This window comes from Bacillus sp. TH13 (genome assembly GCF_016651175.1).
GTDB lineage: Bacteria > Bacillota > Bacilli > Bacillales > Bacillaceae_G > Bacillus_A > Bacillus_A thuringiensis_S.
The window spans coordinates 170,021-195,772 of the sequence record NZ_JAEKEJ010000007.1; the positions used below are offsets into that span (position 1 = coordinate 170,021).

The following is a 25,752-nucleotide window of genomic DNA, read 5'->3' on the forward strand; positions in this document are numbered from 1 at the left end:
ATATGACGGCCCTACCATATAAAAAATTATTAAACTGTTTTATCTCCAGTATGCTGTTCCATTCTTAGATGCATTATCCATTAAAATTAACTCGTTCTATAGTTCCTTAATGTATTTTCAAATTAGCTAGATACGTTCTTTGGCATAACTACATTCAGAGTTAATACATTTATGAACATAAAATCACGCTACTAAAATATGAAGATACATATTTATGATTATAAGTATTTTAACGAATTTACCGAAAGAATTCTCCTCCCTCAAGCGTGTGCAGGGCGATAGCCCAACGGTAAGTGGGCGATGAATTTCGGTTTGGCATAGCCAAAAACTTTTGATAAATTAGCTATATGAAGTTCTTTGATAACTTGATATATGAGGTTGCAGGAAGAAAATAGAGTGCGAAAACCAAGCCATTCGGTTCCTGCGTAAAATATCAACCGTACCAAGAGAGCGTCCAAGCGTTGGACATCTAGGGGTGGAACACCCCGAAGTAACGCTCAGGGAGACGAAAGGTTACTTTCATCGTGGAACTGAGAAGCTCCCACTTCAAGCTTTGCTAAGTGGCGAGTAGTTCACAAACTATTCTTTGAAGAAATTACGAAAATACTCCCTATTATGTATGACACTAGAATGATTAGGTATAAATTTTGCAGCTTCTTCATTATGATAATATGCCTTTTTATACTCTTGTATTCGATCATAACAAAGGCATAATTGAATATGAGGCAGCCATGTATAGCAATCTTCCCGAATAAATGGAGAAGATTCTGGCCGTTCTCCTTCTAATGCTAAATTGTACCAATATATAGATTTTTGATATTCGTTTTTTTGGAAAAATAAATATCCCAAATGACAGCAAATTTCTCCTCTGGGCATATCGTATATAAATGACTGTAAACAAGACTTAATGGATTCTTCCACGTTACCTAATTCCAAATAGCACTCAGCTCTTTTTAAGCAAGCTTGGATATTATCTTCAAACCACCCTTGCCCCTCATCTAAAAACTTTGAATACCCCTTAACAGCTACATCATATAATTTATGATCCTTACATTCATTTGCATAATAATATACATCTCGCGGGCTAAATTCCCCCCAGCTGCAAGGTGCTTTTCATATATTTTTAAATTACGATCATTAGAGGATTTTTCTTTTTGATGAATTATTCCTATATCACTGTATATTAAATTCCCATAAACCTCCAAATATTCATGAACAAATCCTTTCCAGTTAAAATTTCTATTCCTTTTAACTAATCGATATCTTCTTAAAGAATGTGTTGGGTTCCCGTCTACATCAAAGGTTAAATAATATTTCATTGACACTGCATCAACATTAGTATCTAATGTTCTTTTTAGGTTTATAAAGCTTTTTTTATCTTTCTCACTGATTATGTCATCTGCATCCAACCAAAATATATATTTTTTGGTAGCTTTAGAAAAGGCAAAATTTCGAGCAACTGAAAAGTTATCAATCCATTTAAATTCATAAACTTTAGAAGTGTATTTTTTACAATCTCTTTTGTCATATCCTTTGATCCCGTATCTACAATAATAATCTCATCAACAATATCCTTAACAGAATCTAAACATCGTGCTATTGTTTGTTCTTCATTTTTTATAATCATACATAAACTAATAGTTATTGGACTTTTCATAAAAATCCCTCCTATCCTTTAACATTTATATGTATAATAATAGGTTATGTGCCCTTCATTTTGAATAAATCGAATTATATAATAACTTTTTTTGTAATATCTCCTCTCCCTTTTATTATCACAATTATAAAAGCATTTATGTAAGTTAGGTTTATTCTTCATAGAAAAATCATTTACTCAAAAATCAAATACTATACAATAAGAAAATTCGAATAAAACTACCGCATTCGTTAACAAGATAATATCTCAATGCATACTCCAAGTCCTCATAAGCTTTAGCATTCATTATAAAAATATCTATTAACTAAAAAGAATTTTTAAATAATACATGATAAAAACTTTGAAGAAAATTAAAAGTTATACAGTATCATGTTGATTATTTCATTCATATTCTAAATCTAGATGTATTCATTAATATTTTCAATAAAAAGAATAATCGTTTATTAAAAATTAATTTAATTCTAAAAATTCATCATCCAGGTAAGAAGGGGGGATTGTATGTCAGTAGAAATATCAACGCTTTTAACAAGGTACTATGTAAAACTTGGAATGACAGCTGAAGAATACATCATCTTAAATTCTTATTTAAATCAATCTAACATTAATTATGGAAAACAAAATCTAACTGCAATAGCTGAAATGACAGATAAAAGTCAGGATGAAGTGGAAACTATTTTCCACTCATTATTTCATAAAAAAATTATTAGTAAAGATCCAATTCATAATACAATAGATATATGGAAATTACATCACAAACTAATAAATATTCAAAATGACATAGTAACTATAAATTCATTAATAACTCAAAGTATTGAAAATTACTACAATCCTTCATCTAATTCTAGTACTCAACATTTCGGGCAAGTTACTCTTCTCCCACTTAATGAGGGAGGAATTACTATAACTCAAGGAACTCAAAGTATGCATGGTGGGCTAATGTGGAGTAAACAAAATATAGAAAAGCTCGCTAAGGAATTACTACAATTTGTAGAGAGGATAGATCAAGATTGGATTAATCAATATAATGAAAAAATAAAAAAAACTAAACATATTTATAATAATTTATCTATCATCAAGAATGAGAACAAACAAATCTAAAGCTGATTTTCAAATCATATATACCTATTTAAAACCTAATATCCAAATAACAACCTAATAAAATAGGGTTTTGGTGCAAAGATTGCATTTATTGAAAGAGATATATAGATTCCTAATGGAATCTGTTCTTATGCAGCAATTCCAAATAATTGATGAATAAACTTCACTTGATTTTGGACAGACTTGTCCCGTAAAACAAGTTGTCCTTTTTTAATGATATGCACCGCTTCTATTCCCGAAAGAATAGATTTAGCTGTACGAAAAGATTTCAATCCTAACACCGAACGAACTCTCTTTTTAATAAAACGATAATCCTGTTCCACAATGTTATTAAGATATTTTACCTGCCTTATTTGGATGCCTACGGGCATCTTTTTCTCTTTCTTCAACTCTTCAATCGCAATAGGATAGGCTGGGTTCTTATCTACCGTGATAACACAGGGCTTTGAAACATGAAAAGACCGTAAAGCTTACTTGAAAAAGCGCTTTGCAATCTTATGCTCTCTTCTGTTGCTTAAATAAAAATCAATCGTATCAACAGCACGATATAGGTACATCCACTGACCTTTGACTTTCACATACGTCTCATCGATCCGCCAAGAATCATTGGTTGGCTTAAGATGATGTCGTACTCGCTCATCTAATTCAGGACCATACTGGTGAATCCAGCGCATGATGGTTGTATGAGCAATAGATAGTCCGCGTTCTTCCGTCATTTCGACTAAATCGCGAGAACTGAGGTTGTACCGCAGGTACCATCTTGCGGTTAATACAATAATATCAGGTTGATAATGTTTCCACTTGAATAGATTTTACTTTTCCATACTGATCACATCCTTTTTTAGAGTACTAGTATCAGTATGGAAAAGTTCGGGAGATTACTTGCAGATATTTTGAAGTTTTTGCACCAGAACCCGAACAAAGGACAAATAATCAATCTAAATTCTAAGATACTCAGAATAACAAACATATGTATTCTCCCTCACGCAAAAAGTACTGCCACCATGGTTAATTGTAGATATTTCTTTTTTAGTTGATACGTTATGCAGCGCTAACCAAAATACCCCAAACCATTATATCTTATAAAATAAAGTGATTTTTTGAAAGTAACCACTTTATTTTTTCTACAATCGTTATGTTTTAATATTTCTTATCATAAAGTCATTATGAATATAAGTATGATAAAAGGAGGTACCTTTATTGAATCATCCAACTATTTCTTTGTGTATGATTGTGAAAGACGAAGAAAAAAACATTTTAAACTGCCTAGAAAGTGTAAAAGAATTCATTGATGAAATCATTATTGTTGATACAGGATCAACTGATCAGACAGTAGCAATTTGCCAGGCATTCAATGCGAAAATTTTTCATTTCAAATGGAACAATAGCTTTGCAGAGGCTAGGAATTTCGGGTTAGAACAAGCAACTGGAGATTGGATATTATGGTTAGATGCTGATGAAAAAATGGATTTAAAGGATGCCAAGGAACTTAAAAATTTTCTAAATCAATCGAAAGATGAAAAATTAATTTCTATCCACTTAATTAATTATATTGGTAAAGAAAATGATATTAACCAAACTTTCCATATAGCACATACTCGTTTATTTAAAAACTATGAAGGCTTTAAGTTTATATACAATATACATGAAACATTAAATGTAGAAGAGATTCTAGGGGAAGTACAAGAGATTAAAACTCTTCCAGTAAAAGTTTTTCATTACGGATATTTGGATTCTGAAGTATCTAGAAAGCAAAAAACTGTTCGTAACTTAACCTTATTAAAAGAAGAGCTAAAAAAAGAAAAGCATAGTCCTTGGATTGAGTATCATATTGCTAGTGAATATTATAAGGAAAAAAATACACAGATGCCTTTGAGTTTGTTAATAAATCCATACTGAATTTTATTACTAATGAACGATTACCACCTTCCCTATTGTATAAATTAAAATATTCAATACTTTTGAATTTAGGAAGCATTGAAGGAGCTTGGCCTAGTATAAATTCAGCAATTGAATTATATCCTGATTATGTAGATTTACACTTTTTTAAGGGAATTATATTATTTTTGAAGGAACAATATAATGAAGCTGTATCAGTTTTCGAACATTGTATTAAAATGGGAGATAGAAATTTAAAACACCTCACTTTATATGGTGTAGGTGGACATCTATCTTGGTATTATAAGGGGGCCTGTTTAGAAAAAATGAACAATTTAAAAGAGGCTAGAATAGCATATGAAACATCCGTTTCATTAGTACAGGATTATGTTCCCGCTGTTGAAGCTTTAAAAAAATTAAACATATAGTGTGAAAATCAATAGATGCTCAATATTATTTCAAGCAAATGTCCTTACTACTTCCTTAAAATCGTTAGCGTTAGTTTATACAACAATGATAAGGCAAAAGACGTTCAATTTATACCCAGGACAATAAATGCTAATTGCGCATTTCACTAGCACTAATTATACAAGAATTCCACCTAGATATCCATTGTAAGAATTCATCCTTAAAAACGAAGTTGTACTTATAAAAACTCTAACTCTAGACTAGAGCATACTCCTGCTACAGAAACCTAAAAACATATATGGATAAGTGTAGAAAAACAGAGAATGTACAGAACTCACAAATGAAAGGATGTAAGAATATGTCACAGGCAAATATCCCTAATATAACTCCGACGATTGCCATTACTGCGGGTCAATCTATTTCATTAATATTAGCATCCATTGCACTAGAAGAATTAGCATTGGCACATATTATTAATAGTGAAGCAGAGAAAATTCAATTTTTATTAGGCACATTAAATTCATGCGTTACGCCTCCACCAGTAACATTATCCAATTTACTTACGGTAAATAATAGTGTTCAACAAACATTACAGGCAACCATTAAACAAGAAATGCTTTTACAATTCAAGTTAGAACATATACTAGATCTTCTTGAATAAAATCCCACTTTCATAACTTACCGGTTCTTTTCTCCTCTGATTTGAGTACTTACTACAGGGGACAAATAAGGGACGTTATTATTTAAAGAAGAAAGTTTCTATGCAGTTAAATAAAGAACACAATAAGTAAAATTAAAGTTTTAATTACTCATTAGTAATTAAAACTTTAATTTTAGAATACGATATAAATATCTCGAATAAAGACGGCTACTTATATCGTATTCTTTTTTAAAAATGTTTTTTTCTCTTATAATTATTGGATTTTTTTCTTTATTCCGTTCTTCGTTTTTAGAATGTTCAAATAATCCGAAATCCTTTATTTTATTTACAGTATTTTGTATTTGAGGTAAGAAAACGTATGGATCAGTGTCCGTATGTTCGCCTGATAAATCTTCCCGATCAACTATGTCATTGTTTTTTTCCCAAAAATAAAATCATCCCAGAAATTAACCATGTTTACATACTCCTAACTTTAATTACAAATAATATTAAATCTAATAATAATGTATTCATCTTTGTTATGTACGTGTGTGTATTTACTAAGGAAACATCAATGGTTTTCATGTAAATTTAATTAATTTTATTTGTGTTTGGTTTAGATATATTGAGCTTTTAATATATATGTTTTTAAGGAGGGGGAAGTATGTCATTACCAAATATTCCTGATATAAAGCCCCAGATAACATTGACCAGAGAAGAAGTTATTAATCTGCTTTTATCTTCTATTGCGATGGAAGAAATAGGACTATCACACTTATTAAATGCTGAAGCTGAAAAGATCCAAAAAATAATAGGGGAAAACTGTCTGTCTGTTAAAGAAGTGATTATAACTCAAGAGAGCGTAGAGAAAATATTAAGGAACATTATTAAAACCCAAATGTTACTACAATTTAAACTTGAGGATGTTCTTAAAATACCAACAAATTCCTGCCATGACTGTGATTGTGATTGTGATTGTAATTGTAATTGTGATGATTGTGATGATTGCGATTAAGAATTCTAAACAACTAAGAAAAAAGGAGTAAAAATAAACACATGTACCACATCCTAAATAAAAAAACATTGGTACATAAATTTTTTATGAAAGGAGAAAACTTCAAAAATGGACTACAACACCGAATTATTAACGGGGTGGGTTGAGAGTATGCTTCAAAGAGAAGTAGCATTAAACAAGTTGCTAGAAGCTGAAATAAATATGTTAAATTTTTTATTAGATGCCGAAAATCAAACAAATGATATTTTGAATTTCCAAAGTAAAATTGTCAGTTTAATGAATTGTATTTATAATTCGAATACAATTCTTGTTAATAATTTTGAATCGATAATTTATAGATATCATTTACTTCAGGAATGATCAATATGAATATTAAAAACTTATATCACGAAATAGAGAAACAAAATTTTTACATCGCACAAATCATTTTAAAATGTATTGAATTAATAGAAATTAAAAAAAAGACAAATATCCCTCCTCAAAAAGTAGTACTATTTGAATATAATTTAGTTTTACTGTCAAATTTATTGGTAACTAAAACACATGTAATAAAAAAAGACAGCACTATGCGTTACATTAATGAACATTTTTAACATCTCTAATCATAGTATAAATAATAAAATAAAATCTTCTATTATACTTACTGATTTAAAAAATATTAAATTTGATAATTATATATTGGGGAAACAATTTCATGAAAATATAAAGCAATTTGAATTAATGTTATTTGATTTTAGAAAAAATAGATTTTGGTAAGCCAATAGCTCCCACCATAGCCCCCCCGTATTTTCTTACTGTAAAAGGTAAGAGAATACGGGGGGGGGCTAACTATAATCCATTGTATAATCAACCATTTTAAAACTCTTATCGAGTTGAACCATTGGCGTCTCAAAAACCATTTTGCTAATTCCGCAAGGTTTCAAAACCCTTATCACGCTTCACGTACAGTCGGGTAACGAAGCTTAAAAAGATTCACTGTCGTTTACCTTTCTCATCTTTTCCTAGCATGGATTGAATGTACGTTCATCGCTTCCTTATGCATCCCCTCATGCAACTAACCCTGCCATTACTAGCAAAGCTGTTTCGGGTGGAAATATTCTTGACAAATAGAATAGCGTATCCCTATGGATACGCACTATTATGAAGCGACCTCTTGTCGTGCATGAATTTCGACATTCACTTTCCAATCCGTAAACATTTCTTCTCATTCTTTTTTTAAACTTTGTAATGCGATATAATTAGCTAAATTGAATTTCGACATAATTAGAGTGCCTGTTGGAGCTAAAATCTGAGAAATAGATTGTATTACACGACTTAATTGTTCGGGCTCAATGGGATGTGACAACAAAATAAAATAGAAATATTCACCACCAAACACTTCATGCAACTTGTTATATTCGCTACATATTGTAGGAGCTATCCTATTTGCAAGGACTGCTGCTTTTTCATTAACTTCCGCTCCAAATAAGCAAGCCGTTGAATAACGACTTTTCATCTCTAATAAAGTCGCACCACATCCAGCGCCTACATGAAGCATGTTCACTTTTCCTGGCATACATCGATCTAAAATTTCTAATAAATCATAGTAAATATATAGTCCTTCGGAATAAAACCCCCATTTTTCACAGAATTTCCCATTATTTTCATTTAAAGTCATCGAGAATTTAACACTATCTTCTCTCCAAGACACACTTCCATAGTGATGAACAAATGTATCTCTACATAAATATAATTTATATCCTTTTTCAAATATTCTTAATGACAAATCATCATCTTCATAATTCCCTGGTGTAAAACGCTCATCTAATAACCCAATTTCATCTAACACTGATTTTTTAATAAGCATACAAAATCCTATTAATTTCATACGTTCTTCCCACTTATTTTTATCACTTTGATTATATAAGCTTGCAAACTCCTGCATCTCTTGAATATCCCTATAAGAAGTCGGAATAGCACTATAGTAAGAGGCACTATTAGTTACAGGGCCTACAGCTGCAGCATCTTTTTCTTCATTTAAACACTGAATTAAGTTGCTTAACCAACGGTCTGTTACCACAACATCATTATTCAACAGTAGAATATTTTCACCTTTTGCCTTTTTAATTCCCTGATTACACCCCTTTGGAAACCCCATATTTTCCGCATTTTTCACGAGTAGAATATCCGATTGTTTTTGTAACCATTCTACCGTACCGTCTGTTGACGCGTTATCCACAACTATTAACTCATACTCTTGTTGTACTGTATACTTTCTGATACTATAGATACATTCTTGGGTGTATTGTAATTGATTATGAGTTAATATAATTATACTTGTGAGCATAAACTAAACTCCCTTCGCCATCCAAAATAATAAGCAGTTATACTCAAACTATTTTCTTTTAAATTCAACGATAGAATTATTAGGCATAAGCTGTGCAACTTGTTCATTGTGATAAAAACTATTACATCCCTTTATCCTGCTATAACCAATTTTATGTTTTATATAAAACAACCATGTATAACGGCCTTATCGAATAAATAGATTTTTTTTGGTCTTTATCTTTTAATTGCTACATCATAGCAACATATGGGCCTTTTAATGTTCATTCGTATCGCTTTTTCGTAGAAAAACACTTTTGTTATAATAAATCTATAGACAAGTACAAGTCTTTCAAACTCTTCCGCTCTTTGAGAAACGACTACATATGAGGTTGGAGCAGCGATTTTTTCTACTCCGTAAAATGCATCGAGTCGTCAAGAACAAGACACTAAAACATAATGGGAACCGATCTGTTAAGAGTACCGTACCCCATGAACCTACATGGTCTATACCGTAACCTTGCACGTCGGCGATACCAGAAATGGAATCCACATTTGGTAGCAACAATCACATTTCCATCAGTCCACTTGTCTCTTCACGTATACAAATGTTAACCCCCTCTAAAAAATATTATGTTTTTATACAATCTTAAATATTAACTTCAAACCAGTCTTTTCCTACACCAAAAAACCTTAAATACCCCTTAATACTACATTGATCCTTACACTCATTTGCATAATACTTGAGAACTAAGTCGTTTACCATTCGCAGACATTTTCCTATACCTTTCAATTACAATCAGTATACGCATTTTCTTTTTTATAAGTTACACCTATGTCACTGTTTATAAAATTTCTAGGAGTCCTAAATATCCGTGAACAAAACGATACTACTAAAAGAAAATTCTCGGAAAGGATGGGGTATTTTATGTGAGCAAGCTGTGGTTCTACGTAGAGAAAAAAGATTAAGATACTGGAAGATATCATTACAGTTAGGTTGCGATTCAACCATGTTAGGAAAATATCTAAAAAACGTGAACTCCATCACAAATTCCACAATGATATCAAGCAAGATGATTATATTTAAACTGTCCGCTATTTATTTTAGTAGGCTCTGCTCATAATTCCTACGGTGAAATGAGTGTACTTGTACAGGGACTCACACGCTTGAGGAAGGAGACTTCTTTCGGATAATGCGTTAAATTAACACATCAAATCCCCTGACATGGATATATTATCATATTCAGAACAGCATTCTATCCTCAATATCCCGGGATGCTTTTTTCAGTTATACAATATAATTTTTAGATGTACATTAAATGGTTTCTCTGCCATTTAATATATACATTGACTTCATTCGCTGTTGTATGATATTTGCATCATTTATATTAGAGTTAACTACTAACGCTCACTTTCACAGCAATAGTTAACCTTAATCAAATATCAACCGTACTATGTACACTTTAAATCTTATATTAAATACAAAAAGACGACTCCATAATACCCCCTCCCATCGTTAGACATAATTAACAATTGGAGGGGCACTTTTTTATGTCCCTGTGAATATGAAGATGAATATGAATACAAATAACAATGATAATAATAAGACTTGATATAATTAATTACAATTTTATGCAAGACAAAGTATCGATTTATTTGATACAATGACTCTCATTTTAAACTGTAATTATGGGAGTGGTGTTATACTTACTAAATCTAATACATTTTCTAATTTGAATTGTAAAAGCATTTCTTGCTTAATAACCGCTTGTAATGTTTGTTTAACACTATTATTTAATGTTAGCAAACCTGATACCGTCACTGGTGGAGGAGTAACGCTTGAATTTAATGTTCCTAATAAAAATTGAATTTTCTCTGCTTCACTATTAATAATATGAGCTAATGCTAACTCTTCGAGGGCAATAGAAGCCAAGATTAAAGACACAGATTGACCCGCAGTAATGGATATCGTCGGAGTTATATTAGGGATATTCGCTTGAGACATACTCATCTTCCTTTCATTTTTAAAATCCATACATTATACGAGCTTTTGAAGAAATTCGAGCATGTCCAATAAGCCTGTATTTTTTTCGGGCCCCAATTAAATTAAAAAGACCTTCCTTTATTCTATTTTTGCACCAGAACCCTAAAGACCACCTGTAAATGAATTTTTCCTTTATGTAAAATCCCCGCAACTTATGCAGGGATACAAATACCTCTTAATATTCTCGAGACAGGTAAAATAAAAAGAAAGGTTCAGTGTTGTGAACTAGTCAACTCCTTAATACTCAATTCGTTCCACTCACCGTTAACTTCCATCTTTAAAAATCATCATAATTTCTGTATAGCTGCACTGGAAAACTTACTTTATTTTAATAAAATTAATATCATCCTACTTTTACTAGTGTGACTTGGGTAGATGTTATTGGATTTCCTGATAATATAATAGAACCTCCACCAGATCCCACATTTTGAAGGGCTAAAGTACTTCCTGCTGTTGTTACAGTTACTAATGCTGTTCCGGTAACCGGTTGAGATCCTATACTTGCCCCAACTGTCGATGGAGAAGGATTAGAATAAATATCAGTACCTGGTACAGCTGTACCATTGAGGGTAAGTTGAACATTTCCAAGCGTATTCATAGGAGATGTGTTTACCGGATTATAGTAATAAGTAACAAGATAAGTCCCAGGTGTATTAATAGTTACACTATTAGTACCGAGAGTTAAATCAGGTGTTGTTCCAGCACCAGTAGTAGATAGTGGTAAATTAGCACCTGGTGCGACTGTACCACCAGCTGTAGAAAAGAAGAATCCAGAAGTTGTTAATGCTGTAGCTGTTACTCCCGTCGGTCCTGTCGCTCCCGTTGCTCCCGTCGGTCCTGTTGCTCCCGTTGCTCCCGTCGGTCCTGTCGCTCCCGTTGCTCCCGTTGCTCCTGTCGCTCCCGTTGCTCCCGTTGCCCCTGTCGCTCCCGTTGCCCCTGTCGCTCCCGTTGCCCCTGTCGCTCCCGTCGGTCCTGTTGCTCCCGTCGCTCCCGTTGCTCCTGTTGCTCCCGTTGCCCCTGTCGCTCCCGTTGCTCCTGTTGCTCCCGTTGCTCCCGTTGCCCCTGTCGGTCCTATTGGACCTCCAGCAGGTCCTGTTGGGCCTGTTGGCCCCGGAGGTCCTGTTAATACAGGAGTTTGTATAACACTATCTAATTTAGACTGTAACAGCATCTGCGTTTTAAGCGCAGTTTGTATAGTTTGATTTACACTTTCATTCACTGCCAAAATTTCATCCAACGTAGCTGCTGGCGATAGACCACCCAATGTTCCAATGGCATATTGAATTTTTTCTGCTTCCGCATTAATTATATGAGCCAAACCTAATTCTTCTAATGCAATAGATGCTAATATTAAATTAATCGATTCTTCACGCGTTAATGTAATATTAGGGGTAATATTAGGTATATTTGCTTGTGACATATCAAATTCCCCTTCCCAAACATAAATGTAACTTTCTATAAAATAATATGATAAGTTCAGGACAAGGGTGACAAGCTAACACCTAAATTCAGAAAATTCCCGAAAAATACATAACTAAGGGTGATAGGTTCTGGTGCAAAAAATCTCTTAAACTTGGACATACTGATATTATTACTCTAGAAAAGGTGTATGATTAGTATAGAAAAGGAAAATTTGTTCAAATGGAAGCATTATCAGCCCGATATGATTTTGTTAACGGTAAGATGGTACCTACGGTATAACCTCAGTTTTCGTGATTTAGTGGAAATGATGGAGGAACGGGGCTTATCCATTTCTCATACAACGATTATGCGTTGGGTTCATCAGTCACACTAATTCCCCCTTTTATTTATATTTTATATCAGAAATGAACGCAGGGAAAATACACCTTTTTTCGATTCCAATAACACTCTATAATCCCCACTGTTCCTTTAATTGGTGCACAAGTACCCTAGCCTTCCCACTATCTTTATTTATATCTGGATGAAACTCCCTCGCTAATACTCGATAGAACTTCTTAAGCAGCTTCTGTTCTTCCTCTGTGTAGTTACTTAATGCAAATGCTTGGTAAAAATGCTTTTCTTATTATTTACTTTAAACTCACATTTACAACAGATTAACTACCTCTTGTCTCTCGATCCACTTATCTAATTTGTTTTTTGTATCATCATTTAAACGTTTTCTTTTACCGGATAACATCCTTGAAAGTGTTGAATATGAAATATCTATTTCTTTTGCTAACTCACGTATACTCTTATTATTCTTCTCTTTATACGTGTTCATCTTTTCAATATAGAACTCAATACTATTAGGAATTTCTTGATTTAGTATACTTATTTGCTTCTCTTCCATTACTGGTGACTTTTCTTCCAACTCGATGACTAATGGTACCTGTTGCTTATTTTTCTTAGTTATTAACTCTTTTTGTAGTTTAACAAGTTCATTTGTAGGGGAAATAATTACTTTCAATTTTAGCCAATAGTTTTCAAACCAATTTTTCCCCTTACATTTCTCTTCATCAATTTCAGGAGAGTAATTCCACTCTTGAATCACTTGGTCCCTCATAAGATCATCTAACGTCTTTTCAAAAACTTGTCTTATTAGACTTGGTTTTCTATTCATACTTATTTCCATAACTTGTAATAGTCCTTTAGGACCACCAATACTATATGAATGAGTCAAATGTTGATATGATTGTTGAATACGCCAACGCCAACTTAGATATCTGGTTAATCTTTTGTGATATCTCTGTTGCTTGCTATTATACTCCAGTGCTTTCTTAGATAATAAACCTGTTAGCTTTTCAGAACCGTATAGATACTTCGATAAAAAACTGCCTGGTGTAACGTTCATACTCTCTATTCCTAATGTTTTATCCGTATCAATATCTTTTGCAATGATAATTTCATCCATTACAAATAACCTTCGAATTCTTTGCTTTTTATAAGCTAATGTTTCATTTGGATCCTCTTCATTCAATATCACAATCTCATTATCTTCATTGACATAAATAAAAATACTAGCAAGAGCAGCTAAACGCTCCATAATCTTTAATCTGTCCTCTTTTCGATAATAAGCCGTACCATTCTTGATTTGTTTCATATTACACATATCTAATATTTGTTCGTAATGTACAGGCACAATAGTCTTATCATTTTCCGCACTCTTTACCCATAGTTCCGTTACAATATCGAGGCAGTCTGCCGTCAAATCATCCATTACCCGTGTTAAAAAAGTAGATTCAATCAGTGTATTCCACCTTTTTAACTCTTCCCTTTGTAATTTCATATCACCATCATCGTGTGATGATACTACCACTAGACTATTTTGTTTATCCTGCAATTGAGCTATACGAACATTCTTATCTTGATCATCTATAAACTTATTTTTAGCAATGGTATCTGATAAATGGTACATAAACCCTGCATTACTTCGTTCTATATAATCACTTTGATCCCCTGAATCTAAAGGTAACTCTTTCGCGACAACGGGAAGTTTAATTCCAAATTCCATATATAAATCGTCTTTTAGACATTCGAAAATCTCTTCCTTATGATTATCTAATTTGGGAAGAATGTCTATCACAGATAATCCTAAGGCTTCCTTCTTAGAAACCCATTTCACTAGCCTTTCGAAAGTCTGTGATGAATAAGTTGAGTTGTATATCTTCTGTAAATCTTGTTCTACATCTTGATAGAATTGTTGCCATTTATTTAAAACTCTTTCACTTCCCTCAATTCCAGTAAATAGAGGGTACGCTATATATATAGTGTTTTGAAATAGTACTTTTAACTTTTCCACTAATAATCCTCCCTCTATAAATGCTTATATATCAACAGTTATACCCGCTGTTGGGTTGTCAAAAATATTTTTTCAACACGCTAGATTAACAATAATTTATATATATGCGAAACACTGACAGAACTTAGGTGCGCTACGCGGTTTCCACTGGATAAAATTAGTGGAAATAAACCATATATGATGCACTATGGATCTCTGCAAAACTTATGATGACGTACCCTCCCATGTCTCTGGGCATCTTGTGCCTACATTCCTTCCTTCGTTCGGTCGGTCTAGTCATAAGACAGAGGCTGACAAAGCTCCTCAAGGGACTCAAAGTCTAATGGAATAAATCACGCCAGCTTCTCCGTGTCATCCTATTGTCTAGTGAATCAAATAAAAGATAGGCGTTATACTGCCCCTTCGAAGCTTGGAATATCTTTCAACATACGCTGTGCATCGAATGCCACTTGTTTTGTACCAAGTGCATGCAAAATCTTCAGTAATTTGCCACACAATATCACCATGGATTGCTTTTTGCGTAACGGATTTCTTAGCTCTTGTCGTGTAGTAAACATGTAACTTACGAAATGCTTCGTTACAACGGACCATTGGCATCATGACGCGGAAAAGAAGCGCACGTAAGTGCCTCCGTCCTCGCTTGGAAATGCGTTTCTGTCCCCAGTGTTGACCAGAAGAATGCTCACGCAATGTTAACCCTGCAAGTTTGAGTAATTGTCGTGGGTGCTGATAATACGAAAAACTTCCAATTTCAGATAGCAATTCTACAATGGTTCTATCCCCAAGACCAGGAACAGTTGATAACCATTCATACTCAACAGAAGTTTTCGCCAAATCTGGCAATTGACTTGTAAGTTCTTGTATTTCGTGATCAAGCTGGCGATAACGACGGACTAATGTGGCAATCTCTATGCGGGCCGGGCAATCTCTTGTCCTTCGGTTACACCAATAGAATTACAGGCTACCTGTGCCAACTTCATGATCTTTGACTTCTGTGGAGCTTTGATTCCTTCAACTTGCCGATAATGATGCAAAAGTTCTTCTGTCGTTTTTGCGATGACATCACCTGGAAAGGGGCTACACTCTAACGCTGCCATGGCTGTCTTTCCAAAGTCAGAAAACACTTGTGTAAATTCAGGGAAATAGCGATCTAACCAGCGAATGAGCTTATTTCGTACCGCACATCGCTCCTCTACAAGTTGATTCCGTAAGGTAGCACCGACACGAAGCTCCGCTAAAATGCGTGGATAACTAAATCGACCATCTTTCACAAGACGAGCAATTACAAGTGCATCCTTTGCATCATGTTTCGTCTGTAAGTTATCATCTAACTCTTTGGAACGCTTCACATGCATCGGATTTACCATAACCAATGGAATACCTCGTTCCGTAAGGAAATAGGCGAGATTCAGCCAATAATATCCGGTAGGTTCAATTCCTACAATCACATCTGTTTTCTGGTATTCTTTCATTGTTTCTAAAATACTTTGATAAAAGGCTTCAAAACCTTCTTTTGATTGTAAGACCGGAAATGCTTTCTTTAACACACGCCCCCTTACATCAATCAAACTTGCATAATGTGTTCGTTTCGCAATATCCATTCCGATCACAAGAGTTGTTTCGGTAACTTAATTAATTTTTGAATTCTGATTACAATCCATATGGAGCCTCCTTGGTTATGAAGTAGGGATATTTGACACCCCAGCATCATACCAAGGGGGCTTTTTATATTTCAAGTGCCCTAAATTTTTTTAACAGGAATGCTCCTAATTGCTTCTAACACAATTATATCAATTGCTGCTAATCATTTATACCATTCTAAATAGAGTTTCGAAAGTAAGTAAAAATCACCAGTCATTTAACTGTTTTTTAACTATAATAATCTTTCCGAATTGCGTACCTTATTGTAAAACACGTAACACATTTGCATTATGGTGTACCTTTTGGAACGCATAAAAAAGAAGAATCCTCAATTCGATTCTTCTTTTTCAATCTTATAATTTTTATTGTTAAGATCTAACAAATTCATTATAAATACAAATAAAAATCCTATCGCAGCCGAACCTCTGAGCCAGTTAATAGTATGTTCAGTCTTAAGTGTGGAAATAAAATCAATAACATTAATAATAAACAGTATTCCGAATACCCACATGTTGAATTTTATTAATTTTAAACTTTGAATGACATTCACCTCAATCAATACATATAATTATCATTATATGTATATTAATTGTTTTACGTAATAGAATTTGTTGTGATATATTTTCATTTAAGTTTTGTTGTTGTTTTATAATGATATTTAAAAGTTTACTTTTATTTCAGAGAAGACTAGTTCCTTATTTCATTTTGCCGCAATCCTTATCTCTAACCTAAAAACAGGTAGGTACTTATTTTACAGAATATGAATAAGGATTTTCTCTTTTAATGGAAATTAAACATGCAACACCTTTCCCAACTCACGTACTGTTTCACTAAAATAAGCAACATTCTTCCCTTCTTGCGTACTTATTTCTCTCAACAAGCAACGTCTAATATTTAAATTATTTAATTTCATGTTAAAAAAAGCAACATTTTTCCCAAGTCGCGTACCTATTGTCCTAAGAAAATTAGCTACAAACGCTATTATATCAGGCGATTTAAGATATTTAATATAATACAATCTATATATTACATAAAAATCCTTTCCCAAGTTGCGTACCCATTTTTCCGAAAAAGAAGCAACATCTTTCCCAAGTTGCGTACCTAAAGTTTATTTGAATACCTATAAAGTATTGATATAAAAGGATTCTCCTTTTTCTCGATAAGTAGCATCATACCAAAAAAGAGCAACACCCCTTCCCAAGTCGCGTACAAAAAAATTTTAAAACTTTTTTTTAATCCCTTGTGTATCTACGGCTCATAAGGTGTTGCCTTTTTTATAATTCTCTCTTAAAGGGCACATTTTTATAAAATTCGTTTTTCTATAATCAAAATGGGTGTATTTTATAGTTTTTTAGCATATATTTCTGAATTTGCAGAACGGAGGTGAAGAAGATGGGAAAATCATTTGTGATACGAAATCAACGTAGCTTAAATGGGAAAACAACAAACGCAGTTTTAATAACGCTAAAATCTTGGCAAAAGTTTGTGGAAACATTTGAGGAGAAATACTACAGCTATAAAGATACATATTTAGAAGATATTCTGCAGTACATGACATACGAAGAGCGTATTGCGGATGTAGAAGGCTTTGTCGAGCAAGCGAAACCATCTTTTTCACGTCGTGCAATGTCTGCATTTGCAGAAAAAACAGGAAGAAAACATAAATTATACGGTATTACGAATGCTGATCTTGAAGTATTCTTGTACCTACATAAAAAATGCTATACAAATGGCGTCATTCCAAATGTAACAATACATATGATGTGGGAAGATTACAAGCAATATAAAGAAGAATTTGCTTATATCCAACACTCTCAATTCTATATCGCATTAAAGAAATTAAACTTACATAACATTATCTCCGTTGAAAATGGAGTAGATGGCCGATATACAATCAAACTCACTCATTTTATGAATGAGGAAACTGAAAAAGCAAATCCGTACGTATATATTAGTCCTGTTGTATTTACAAAGGCTTTCTTTAAGCTATCTGTAGCAGCTAAGAAACTATTCTTAGACATCGCTATGCAACAACATACAGAAACAACGTTAAAGCGTTCTTTGAACAAACAGGACGAAAGAGGCAATAAAACTCACTTTGGTGGGATGTATCGTTTCTTACATAAAAAATATCCGCATCAAATTCGTGCGGTTATCGAAGAATTAACAACTGCATTACCATGTACGTGGAATCCCCTATTCAAAATTTGCAAAATGCAAAAGGGTGTAAAGCATACAAAACGATATACAACCTTATATCTATCTATCCATCCGGACTTCTTATGTACGAAAGAAGCTGGTGAAGAACAACACAGGGATCCATTTACACCAAGAGCTACCTATGCTCGTAAAGCGAAATTCATCGAATCAGTTCTACAAGAAATGAATATCGGTGAACTGTCTGCAGACATGAATAAGTTCATTCATGTATTAAAGCATACTTGTCATCGTCAAATTCGTAGTGTGATTCGTGGACTTCGTGACATGGTTGATCGAAAAGAAGGATATCCAACAAAAATTGTATATACATTGAAAAAACTATTGCATCAAACATCTCAATATCAGATTCTTGATACAGCAGCGAAAGAAGGTATCTACCCTCTTATTGCGCAACATATACCAAAAGAGAGAAATAGTGACCGTGAACAAGCTGTCTTTAATTTTGGTCTACATTATTCCATGTACTCACTTCGCCACATCAAGAAAATGTTTAAAAATGTGCATGCACTGCTGAAACAGCAGTTTGCGGTACCAGTGACGGAAGAGTCTTATCACCGTAATTATCTAAAATACCAGGAAGAAACGTTATTTAGAAAATATGCATATGATCAGGGAGTTAATCTGCATGCATATATCGCTTTAGAAATTGAAATGCGTGAAAAATTAAAAGTTCGTGGCCATAAAGAACGCACAATTCCAAGTGATGTACGTGAATGGTTTATCGAAGCAATTGATAAACTACCGCAAGAGCAGCTGCGCGTGATTGAACTACCAAATCAGTTTAATTTACTAGCGTTTATGCGTACCTTCGAACGTTTAGTACGTGTTGATGTAACAATAAAAGCTCCAGATCAGGTGCTAACGGCAATGGAAATAAAATAATAGCAACAAGCTCTCTATTTTTGAAAAAATCGAAAGTAGAGGGCTATTCGTGTTTGTTTCATTAAGACCCCTTTTCTACTACTCTATTTATACATATCAAATCTGAAGAACTTCATGTGAAATGGAGTCTTTTTTTATACATTTCTATACAAATCCTCTTCTACCTATAGAAGAATCTCCACACTACACATTGAATATTCTTCACGTGTAGTAAAACATCCGATTTTATATCTACAAAAAATCAGAAAGATATTTATAAAAATAGTGGATATGAGGACAAATATGATCAAATGTGAATAATATTTCCCCAATATCCTTGAAAATACTAGTGTCGTTACATTTATCTAATAAAAATCATCAATAATAATGTGAGTTATGTGTAAATACCGAGTAATGTTAACAAATAGCTACATTATCTGAACAAATTGTGGATAATTGCAAGCTAGATACTACTATATTTACCAAAATAAAGAAAATAAACCTTGTTTCCATGGCTGAATAAATATAATGTGATTTGTATCAATTTATTTCCGATTTTATGTAGAAACATATGATCTCCTTTCTGCTTTTTTGTAGAATTAAAAATCTAACAATCGTTGAATCTACGGATACATTTTCCACTATTTATGATTTTTTGCGTTCTAAAATCTAATTATCGCTTGTGGGAGTAGATCTTTTTCCTATTTTTGATAACCTATAAAAGTTTTATCTTTATTTCTTTTTAATATATAAGATATATATTTATAATAGATTTTAATCTTATTAGTATGCTTGTTAATAAGATGTCACACATTCAAAAATAGGTTCTGGTGCAAAAACTTAAGGACAATTGCAATGAATCTATAAATCTTGGACATACTGTTACTATTACTTTAAAAAGGGTGCGTGATTGGTATGGAAAAGGAAAATGTATTCAAATGGAAGCATTATCAGCCTGATACTATTTTGTTAACGGTAAGATGGTACCTACGGTACAACCTCAGTTTTCGTGATTTGGTGGAAATGCTAGAAGAACGGGGTTTATCCATTTCTCATACAACGATTATACTTTGGGTTCATCAGTATGGTCCTGAATTGGACAAACGAATCCCTCATCACCTCAAACAAACTAATGACTCTTGGAGAGTCGATGATACATATATCAACGCAAAAGGTCAATAGATGTATTTGTATCTTGCTGTTAATTCGATAGGAAACACAATTGACTTTTTCCTAAACAAAATAAGAGACTAAAAGGCTATAAAGCGCTTTTTAAGAAAGCTTTGTGGTCTTTTCATGTTTCAAATTCGCATGTTATAACTGTCGATAAGGACCCAACTTATCCTATAGCGATTGAACAGTTAAAATAAGAAAAAAGCATACCTGATGGTATGCAACTTAGACAACAAAAGTACTTGAATAAAATAGTAGAACAAGATCATCGCTTTATAAAGAAGCAAATCCGTTCTATGCTAGAGCTGAAATGTTTTGAAACAGCTACATCCATTCTTTCTAGGGTAGAAGCCACATGCCCATCAAGCTAAGCTTATATAAGTTTAATTTTACGTGAGATTTTTTCTTTTTTCTAAAGGTCCAGTGTAAGTTCTTTAAAGATTTGCATACTAAATAAACCCTATCGGGTTTCAATTTTTTTGATTATGCTACATGATTGTGAGATATAGTAAAGTCGTATACGACGCCTAAGATATCAAAGACTGTTTTCTTCTTGTACCGGTGAGATTTTCTCCCGTTTTTCTCTAAAAGATAAAACAAACGCAGTAAAACTTTTAATAATTCATGGATGCCCTTCTGTAATCCTTCATAAAACAATAGATAATAATTCTTTATCATATAGATGGATTTGTATTCACTTAACTCTTTCTTTTTCTTATCCAAGAGTAACTGACGCATTTTGAACATCGTTGATGAACAGAGTAAAATACTAATGAGTTGCCCATATAAATGGCATTCTAAACGCTCCTTCTTGATTTCCTTGCACTTGTCAATTTGAAAGAAAGATTTCCATGTTTTGAACAAAATTTCAATTTGCCAGCGTAATGAATACAAATCATGGATATGTTCCGTTGGAACATTTTCTGCAGAAAGATTTGTAATATACACGTTGATTCCACTCAACCGTTTACTTCGTTCTTTGTAGATAATACCTTTCTTTTTTTCTTTTTTGGCTTGTTCCTTCAACCTCTTCTCTGTTTGTTCCTTTGTTAATCGATGAATAATAACACGAGCTGGTAATTTTTGATACTGTCCAATGTATGCCTCTGAAATCTCCATTGTTTGACCAGGGAGCAATTGATTCATGAGTTCTTCCATATCTAACTGAATATAGAGTGTTCCTTTCTTCACGATCCCATTTCGGAAATATTCTGGCTTATCATTCTTACGATAGATTCGAGAATTTAATTTCAAACGTGAGATATAGTAAGCTTCTTTATCATGGATCTTCTGTAAGTCATGTAAGTCGAAATAGCCTAAATCTCTTATGTACAAGTCTTTTGGTTGAACGGTTTGTAGGCTTGTTGAACCAAAAGTTTTATCATTTTCTCTTCCTTCTCCTACATAAACGTGCAGAAACTTTCCACTCAACAGGTCATACTCCAATTGAATTTTAACTCCTGCCGTATGGCTACTTCCACCTGAACCTTGATAATGTGGAGAAAACTTATCTGGAAGCTGGAATGTTGTAGAATCTAGAATCCGAATATGCTTAAAGGTCGTGGTATATTGATGAATTATTTCTTTTGTTGAATGAATTCTTTGAGTTAGAAGTTTAGCTAGCACTTGTTCAAGAAACTGTACTGCGGAAGCATTAAATCGTTGGTTAAGTCCTTCAGGACTGATAAGAACACCTGTAGATACTTCAAGACAGCTACATAATTGTGTGAGTGATGTACTTGCAACCTGTTGACTAAGCCATACACATAAAGCAACTAACTCCTGTGCTTGATATTTACTCTTTCGCTGAACGAATCCTTTTTCTTTGGCTAGGTGTTCTAGAGTATGAGGAGACATATGTCGTTGTAATTCTTCAGCAATCGGTTGAAGTTCGTCAAGAATCGAAAGATTCATAAAGAAACGCCATCCTTTCCTATAATTCTACAGAAAGGATAACGTCTTTTTCGCTTTATAGGTAGTGCAAAATTTTAGCTGGATAGCGATGGGGCGGTACCCCACATCCATCAACCTAAGATATTGGTTGTTCCCCAAAACGAAATTTCTATCTAAGAAATAAACCATTAAATATAAAGTTAAAATAAATGTATTTTATTTTAATGTCTTAAATATTTTAACCCCGTCCTAAAATTAGAACAGGGTTAAAATAAACGTGTTTAGTTTTTGGTGTAACATAATTCCATATTAAAAGTATAATAAAACAATCGTTTAAATATGTTTTGGATTCTCCTACAATCACGTCCGATTACTATAAATCAATAATTTATTTTGATTCTCAATTTAACAGGGTAAATAGTGATTTATCGGTAATTGTTATGAATTGGTTGAAACAAATTTTCTTGGCTGGTCCGAACAACAGAAAAATTGTCAACATTGTAATGACCATGAAGTATTTCATTATGATGACTTATTATCTTTTCAGCAGATAGGATTGAAGAATCTGTCGTTGAATGACCATCCCCAACTAAAGTAACATCAAAATGATTCACCGTTGCAGTCCTCACCGCTGTGTCAATACAGTGTTCTGTTTTACATCCCATGATAACAAGGTGTTCGATCTGGTTTTCCTTTAAAAAATCCATTAATGGTGTACCATAAAATGCATTTGTAGCTACTTTATCAAATATTTTTGCATTGGTTGGCACTTTTACTTTCGGGTGTATCTGAAAACCTGGACCTTTACCCTCAGCAACATCTTTATCCCTCACAAAGATAATCAAAGTATGTGATTCTAGTGCTTTATTAATAACCAAATTAACGTTATCTAACAATACTTCTTTATTAAGCACATTTTTAGTTTTGTTATTACCATCAACTAATTCTTGTTGGACATCAATAATAAGCAAAGCTTGGTTCAATTTAAAAACTCCTTTATATTATAATTTATATATATGTTCTCCATATCTTTCTTCATTTTAATAATCATAATATCGTCCTCTTTTATCTTTTGAATCTATTTCGTTACAAACCTCACAAAATAGTATTGTTATATGTTAAGAGAGCAGACACTACTAGATAGGGGTTTAGGTCTTTTGACAAGTTCTCCTTTACAATTAGGACAAACATAATTCATTAATTTTGTACATTCCTCACAAAATGTACATTCATGTGTACAAATAAACGCCAAAGATTGCTCTTCAATCTTATTACTACATTTCTCACAACATTTCCTCATCTCAAGTCCCATTTTTATTCCTCCAATAATATTTTTTTATTATATACATAAAATTATAAATATAATATAATTTTCTTTAAATACAAATTATTAGTTATTTTATCCAAAAGACTTAAAAAATTTATTTATTATAAGCGTTTTACTTTAAATTAAAAGGGGTGTTTAGAATGGATCATATTGATCAAGAAATTTTACATATTCTTCAAGAAGATGGACGTATATCTATGACTGAACTAGGAAAAATGGTGAATTTATCAACACCTGCTGTAAAAGAAAGAGTGAAAAAATTAGAGGATAAAAATATCATTACAGCCTATCGGGCAGTTATAAACCCAGAGAAATTAAATAAGAATGTAACGGCTTTTGTTTTGTTTGAATCGAAAAAATGCCAACAATTCAGAAGTTTTTGTAAAGAAAATCCCATGGTCCTTGAGTGCCACAGATTAGCTGGACAATATAGTTATTTGGTGAAAATAGTCACAGAATCGATGCAACATTTGGAAGAATTTATAGATGCTTCAATGGAGTTTGGTCATCCATCAACTTTAATTAACTTATCATCACCAGTAAAATATAGATGTATTTTTTAGAATAGAGTTCTTCGAAGCTATTTAAAGGATGCTGCCACATCGCCATCAATTTAAGAAATTGATTGTTCCCCAAAACGAAAAAAATGAGCCGAATTCTCATAAATAACTGTAAAAAGGTAAAATTCTCGTTATGGGGGTGTCTTAAAATTTTAGCTTGATGGGCATGGGGTAGCACCAACATTTCGCGGACTCCGTACGCTTAGATGAACCAACAAACGGACTAGATCCACTAATTGGAGTTGAAAATTTCATAGTTATTGCTATTAAGGTTGATTAACCAACACCTAATAGACCAGATAGTCTCTAAAACGGTCGTTTAAGGAATTTTTCTTCTCGAAACAGACTGAAATGTGGTTAAAAACTAGTTCCAAAACTCATTACCGAAAACAAAGTACTAAAATAAACTTCAAATATCGTTTTACAGTTATTTATAATAGCACACCTCATTTTTTCGTGTTGAGTAACAACCAATTTCCTAACTTGATGGCAATGGGGTACTGAAAAATTCAGTACCCCTCATTTAGCTTTATTCCTTCGACATTTAGACATTTTCCTCTATTCGATTTGTATGATAACAAGGTGTGCCGAAACAGCCCTTGTTCCTCCAGCGAAAGGAATCAGGGTTATGGATTTGGGATTTCCAGTAGGATTACGTACAGTGAGTATTGAATTGCTGACTGTCGTTTGCACAAGAGTCATACCTGGCACCATCGAATGGACTAAATCAGCGTCATTAAGAGTTAAAATTAGTCGTCCAGGTTCGGATATACTCCCCTGAAATATGACTTCATAGGTGCCAATCGTAGACAAGTTAAATGAACTGGGACCCGTACGGGTAATAGTAGTCCCACTAGTAGGTCCGTCCTGCGGAAAACTTATGTCTGTACCAGGAGCAACCGGTGCTGCATTATCAGGAGGCATCAAGGCAAAAAAATCCGCATAATTTAATCTTCCTCCGGTAGTTCCTGTTTCTCCAGTATCACTCGTTATTTGTGCAGTGTTAGGAATATTCGCTTGCGACATATCATAACCTCCTTGTTAATAATCGTTCTATATTAGTCATATGAAAACACCAGCCAGAAAGTACTAAGTGATTTTGCTGAATAATCATATTAGGCTTGATCTCTAACTTCGTAACTTTTTATAAACGGGGTAGCGTCAGGAAAATACGAATTTACAACGTTAGCAAATTCAGCTAAAAAAAGTCGATTTCTTTACATTAGGAACCGACTTTTTTATTGGCTTGTTTCACTAAAGCACCCGTTAGCTT

Annotated in this window: 16 protein-coding genes and 5 pseudogenes; 10 read left to right on the forward strand and 11 right to left on the reverse strand. The window is 33.2% G+C overall.

Going from position 1 to position 25,752, the window contains the following annotated elements; genetic code table 11:
- Nucleotides 1-579: 579 nt before the first annotated feature.
- Nucleotides 580-1,657: pseudogene (locus tag JFU02_RS02575) on the reverse strand (glycosyltransferase).
- A 498-nt stretch (nt 1,658-2,155) separates the two neighbouring features.
- Between JFU02_RS02575 and JFU02_RS02580 the strand changes: the two are divergent.
- On the forward strand, nt 2,156-2,755 hold the full coding sequence (locus JFU02_RS02580) for a hypothetical protein (RefSeq protein WP_201069617.1): 600 nt from the start codon (nt 2,156-2,158) through the stop codon (nt 2,753-2,755).
- A 128-nt stretch (nt 2,756-2,883) separates the two neighbouring features.
- Here JFU02_RS02580 and JFU02_RS02585 read toward each other — a convergent pair.
- A pseudogene (locus tag JFU02_RS02585) lies at nt 2,884-3,579 on the reverse strand (IS6 family transposase).
- A 376-nt stretch (nt 3,580-3,955) separates the two neighbouring features.
- Here JFU02_RS02585 and JFU02_RS32380 point away from each other — a divergent pair.
- The 5 genes from JFU02_RS32380 (at nt 3,956) to JFU02_RS02605 (ending at nt 7,056) form a co-directional block, all read left to right on the forward strand.
- Nucleotides 3,956-4,654: a glycosyltransferase family 2 protein gene (locus JFU02_RS32380; RefSeq protein WP_276571034.1), complete on the forward strand. Its 699-nt coding sequence runs from the start codon at nt 3,956-3,958 to the stop codon at nt 4,652-4,654.
- A gap of 62 nt (nt 4,655-4,716) precedes the next feature.
- Nucleotides 4,717-5,061: a tetratricopeptide repeat protein gene (locus JFU02_RS32385; protein WP_276571035.1), complete on the forward strand. Its 345-nt coding sequence runs from the start codon at nt 4,717-4,719 to the stop codon at nt 5,059-5,061.
- A 338-nt stretch (nt 5,062-5,399) separates the two neighbouring features.
- Complete coding sequence (locus JFU02_RS02595) at nt 5,400-5,702, forward strand: alpha-helical endospore appendage domain-containing protein (protein ID WP_201069618.1); 303 nt, start codon at nt 5,400-5,402, stop codon at nt 5,700-5,702.
- Between the two features lie 643 nt (nt 5,703-6,345).
- Complete coding sequence (locus JFU02_RS02600) at nt 6,346-6,696, forward strand: alpha-helical endospore appendage domain-containing protein (RefSeq protein ID WP_201069619.1); 351 nt, start codon at nt 6,346-6,348, stop codon at nt 6,694-6,696.
- A 108-nt stretch (nt 6,697-6,804) separates the two neighbouring features.
- Nucleotides 6,805-7,056: an alpha-helical endospore appendage domain-containing protein gene (locus JFU02_RS02605; protein ID WP_201069620.1), complete on the forward strand. Its 252-nt coding sequence runs from the start codon at nt 6,805-6,807 to the stop codon at nt 7,054-7,056.
- Between the two features lie 844 nt (nt 7,057-7,900).
- Here JFU02_RS02605 and JFU02_RS02610 read toward each other — a convergent pair.
- The 3 genes from JFU02_RS02610 to JFU02_RS02620 form a co-directional block, all read right to left on the reverse strand.
- Entirely contained in the window at nt 7,901-9,022 is a 1,122-nt protein-coding gene (locus JFU02_RS02610) for a glycosyltransferase family 2 protein (protein ID WP_201069621.1), read from the reverse strand.
- A gap of 1,665 nt (nt 9,023-10,687) precedes the next feature.
- Nucleotides 10,688-11,005 (reverse strand): alpha-helical endospore appendage domain-containing protein, encoded by a 318-nt coding sequence (locus JFU02_RS02615; protein WP_201069622.1) that lies wholly within the window; start codon nt 11,003-11,005, stop codon nt 10,688-10,690.
- A 382-nt stretch (nt 11,006-11,387) separates the two neighbouring features.
- A complete protein-coding gene (locus JFU02_RS02620) occupies nt 11,388-12,464 on the reverse strand; it encodes an alpha-helical endospore appendage domain-containing protein (RefSeq protein ID WP_201069623.1) in 1,077 nt (358 codons plus the stop codon).
- 189 nt (nt 12,465-12,653) lie between these two features.
- On the opposite strand from JFU02_RS02620, the pseudogene JFU02_RS02625 reads away from it, so the two are divergent.
- A pseudogene (locus JFU02_RS02625) lies at nt 12,654-12,830 on the forward strand (IS6 family transposase); the annotation flags it as partial.
- 279 nt (nt 12,831-13,109) lie between these two features.
- Here the strand turns inward: JFU02_RS02625 and JFU02_RS02630 are convergent.
- Together JFU02_RS02630 and JFU02_RS02635 are read right to left on the reverse strand one after the other, a co-directional pair.
- Nucleotides 13,110-14,804: a helix-turn-helix domain-containing protein gene (locus tag JFU02_RS02630; RefSeq protein ID WP_201069624.1), complete on the reverse strand. Its 1,695-nt coding sequence runs from the start codon at nt 14,802-14,804 to the stop codon at nt 13,110-13,112.
- 389 nt (nt 14,805-15,193) lie between these two features.
- Nucleotides 15,194-16,405, reverse strand: a pseudogene (locus tag JFU02_RS02635) (IS110 family RNA-guided transposase).
- A 1,432-nt stretch (nt 16,406-17,837) separates the two neighbouring features.
- Between JFU02_RS02635 and JFU02_RS02640 the strand changes: the two are divergent.
- A complete protein-coding gene (locus tag JFU02_RS02640; protein ID WP_201069625.1) occupies nt 17,838-19,547 on the forward strand; it encodes a hypothetical protein in 1,710 nt (569 codons plus the stop codon).
- An 894-nt stretch (nt 19,548-20,441) separates the two neighbouring features.
- Nucleotides 20,442-21,070, forward strand: a pseudogene (locus tag JFU02_RS02645) (IS6 family transposase).
- Nucleotides 21,071-21,182: 112 nt separating this feature from the next.
- On the opposite strand, the gene JFU02_RS02650 reads toward JFU02_RS02645, so the two are convergent.
- The 3 genes from JFU02_RS02650 to JFU02_RS02660 form a co-directional block, all read right to left on the reverse strand.
- Nucleotides 21,183-22,613 (reverse strand): IS4 family transposase, encoded by a 1,431-nt coding sequence (locus JFU02_RS02650; RefSeq protein ID WP_201069626.1) that lies wholly within the window; start codon nt 22,611-22,613, stop codon nt 21,183-21,185.
- A gap of 404 nt (nt 22,614-23,017) precedes the next feature.
- Nucleotides 23,018-23,575 (reverse strand): isochorismatase family protein, encoded by a 558-nt coding sequence (locus JFU02_RS02655; RefSeq protein ID WP_201069627.1) that lies wholly within the window; start codon nt 23,573-23,575, stop codon nt 23,018-23,020.
- 128 nt (nt 23,576-23,703) lie between these two features.
- Nucleotides 23,704-23,904: a DUF1272 domain-containing protein gene (locus tag JFU02_RS02660; RefSeq protein WP_098303186.1), complete on the reverse strand. Its 201-nt coding sequence runs from the start codon at nt 23,902-23,904 to the stop codon at nt 23,704-23,706.
- Between the two features lie 155 nt (nt 23,905-24,059).
- Between JFU02_RS02660 and JFU02_RS02665 the strand changes: the two genes are divergently transcribed.
- Nucleotides 24,060-24,482: an Lrp/AsnC family transcriptional regulator gene (locus JFU02_RS02665; protein WP_201069628.1), complete on the forward strand. Its 423-nt coding sequence runs from the start codon at nt 24,060-24,062 to the stop codon at nt 24,480-24,482.
- A gap of 555 nt (nt 24,483-25,037) precedes the next feature.
- Here the strand turns inward: JFU02_RS02665 and JFU02_RS02670 are convergent.
- Nucleotides 25,038-25,505: a hypothetical protein gene (locus tag JFU02_RS02670; protein WP_242488026.1), complete on the reverse strand. Its 468-nt coding sequence runs from the start codon at nt 25,503-25,505 to the stop codon at nt 25,038-25,040.
- Nucleotides 25,506-25,752: the final 247 nt, after the last annotated feature.